This is a genomic window from Actinacidiphila cocklensis (assembly GCF_907177275.1).
In the GTDB taxonomy this organism is placed as follows: domain Bacteria; phylum Actinomycetota; class Actinomycetes; order Streptomycetales; family Streptomycetaceae; genus Actinacidiphila; species Actinacidiphila cocklensis.
Map to the genome: position 1 here is coordinate 40545 of NZ_CAJSLV010000093.1, position 2208 is coordinate 42752.

Here is a 2208-nt window from a genome sequence, read left to right on the forward strand (position 1 = left end):
GGGGGGGGGGGCGGGGGGGGCGGGCGGGGGGGGGGGGGGCGGGGGGCGGGGGGGGGGGTGCCGGGGGGGGGGGGGGGCCCGAGGCGGCAGAAACCGCCGATCAGGCGGGCGCCGGCCGCGTGCCAGGCCGCCGCGAGGGCCGGCGAGAGGGCGCCTTCGCCCTCCCAGCCGCGTGCCGCCGCGTTCCAGCGCTCACCGCTGTTCGGGTAGGCCACAGCCGGTTTGCCGCTCGCCGCGACCGCCAGTTCCACCGCGGGCAGCACGTCCCGCGGCGCGCAGCAGTTGACGCCCACCGCCACCACCTCGTCGCGTCCTGCGGCCAGCGCGAAGGCCTCGGCCAGCGGCTGCCCCGCCCGGGTGCGGTCCCCCTCGACGGTGTAGGACAGCCACACCGGCAGCCCGGTGGGCGCCGCCGCACGCAGCATCGCCTCGGCCTCGTCGATGTCCGGCACCGTCTCCAGAGCCAGCACGTCGGGCGCCGCGGCCGCCGCCGCCTCGATCCGCGGCCGGTGGAAGCCCTCCAGCTCCCGCACCGTCAGGCCGTACCGCCCGCGGTATTCGCTGCCGTCGGCGAGCACCGCGCCGTACGGCCCGACCGACGCCGCCACCCGCACTCCCGGCCGCCCCGCCGCCGCCCGGCGGGCCAGGTCCACGCTCCGCCGCAGCAGCGCCGTCGCCTCGGCCCGCCCGATGCCGCGGCGGGCGAAGCCCTCGTAACTGGCCTGGTAGGCCGAGGTGATCAGCACATCCGCGCCGGCCCGTACGTACGCCCGGTGGGCCGCCTCGATCTGGCCGGGGTCGTCGGCGAGCAGCCGGGCCGTCCACAGCGGGTCGGACAGGTCGCAGCCCTGGTCGGCGAGCTGGTTGGACAGCCCGCCGTCCAGCACCAGGGTCCCGCCCGCTGCCAGCAATGCCCCCAACTCCCCTGCGGGTGCGGGCGGGACGGCCGATGTCGACATGACGCGGCCTCAGCCCAGCTGGGGCGCGACCTGGGCCGCGATCAGCTCCAGGTGGTCCAGGTCGCTCAGGTCGAGGGTCTGCAGGTAGAAGCGGGTCGCGCCCTGCTCGGCATAGCGCCCGATCTTCTCGACGACCTCCGCGGGCGAGCCCGCCAGCCCGTTCTCCTTCAGCTCCGCGACCTCGCGGCCGATCGCCGCCGCCCGCCGGGCCACTTCGGCGTCGTCCTTGCCGACACACACCACCAGCGCGTTGGAGTACACCATGCTGTCCGCCGGCCGCCCGGCCTCCCGCACCGCGTCGCGGACCCGCCCGATCTGCAGGCCGGAGTCCTCGATCGAGGCGAAGGGCACGTTGAACTCGTCGGCGTAGCGGGCCGCCAGCGCCGGGGTCCGCTTGGCGCCCATGCCGCCGATCAGCACCGGCACCTTCGCCTGCGCGGGCTTGGGCAGCGCGGGCGAGTCCTTGAGCTGGTAGAACTCCCCGTCGAAGTCGAAGGTCTTGCCGACCGGGGTCTCCCACAGCCCGGTGATCACCGCCAGTTGCTCGGCGAGCCTGCCGATCTTCTCCTTCGGGAACGGGATGCCGTACGCGGTGTGCTCCGCCTCGAACCAGCCGGCACCAAGCCCGAACTCGACCCTGCCACCCGACATGACGTCGACCTGCGCCACCTGGATCGCCAGCACTCCCGGCAGCCGGAAGGTGCCCGCCGACATCAGGGTGCCGAGCTTGATCCGGCTGGTCTCCCGGGCGAGGCCGGCCAGGGTGATCCACGCGTCCGTGGGACCCGGCAGCCCGTCGCCGCCCATCGTCAGATAGTGGTCGGACCGGAAGAAGGCGTCGAAGCCGAGGTCTTCCGTGGCCTTGGCGACCGCCAGCAGCGTGTCGTAGTCGGCCCCCTGCTGGGGCTCGGTGAAGATTCGCAGTTCCATTCCCCCATCCTGCACCGATCACGCGCCGGCTCGTCAATCCGCGCATGGCCGACCGCCTCCTCCCGGCTCCCCAGGCGTCCGCTCGCCGAGGGCCAGCGTCCGCACCCGGTCCTTGGCCTCGTCCACCGCGTCCAGCGCCTCGATGCACTGCCAGTACGCCCCCTCGTCCTGCACCGTACGGGTGAGCCCCACCAGGGCCTGGGTGATCTCACCGAGCAGCACCCGCAACGCCCGCAGCGTCCCGGCCGGGTCGCGGACCGCGGTCAGCCGGGCCGCCCGCGGCGGCCCCGTCCCCGGCGCGGCGAGCACCGGCCCCGCC

The 2208-nt window shown here is 75.4% G+C and carries 3 protein-coding genes; all 3 read right to left on the reverse strand.

What is annotated here, in order from left to right; translation table 11 throughout:
• A partial coding sequence (gene mmuM / locus NFU81_RS33730; protein ID WP_251498883.1) for a homocysteine S-methyltransferase occupies positions 1–959 on the reverse strand: 959 nt, incomplete at its 3' end.
• Between the two features lie 9 nt (positions 960–968).
• Entirely contained in the window at positions 969–1889 is a 921-nt protein-coding gene (locus NFU81_RS33735; RefSeq protein ID WP_251498886.1) for an LLM class F420-dependent oxidoreductase, read from the reverse strand.
• 33 nt (positions 1890–1922) lie between these two features.
• A partial coding sequence (locus NFU81_RS33740; protein WP_251498888.1) for a DUF6099 family protein occupies positions 1923–2208 on the reverse strand: 286 nt, incomplete at its 5' end.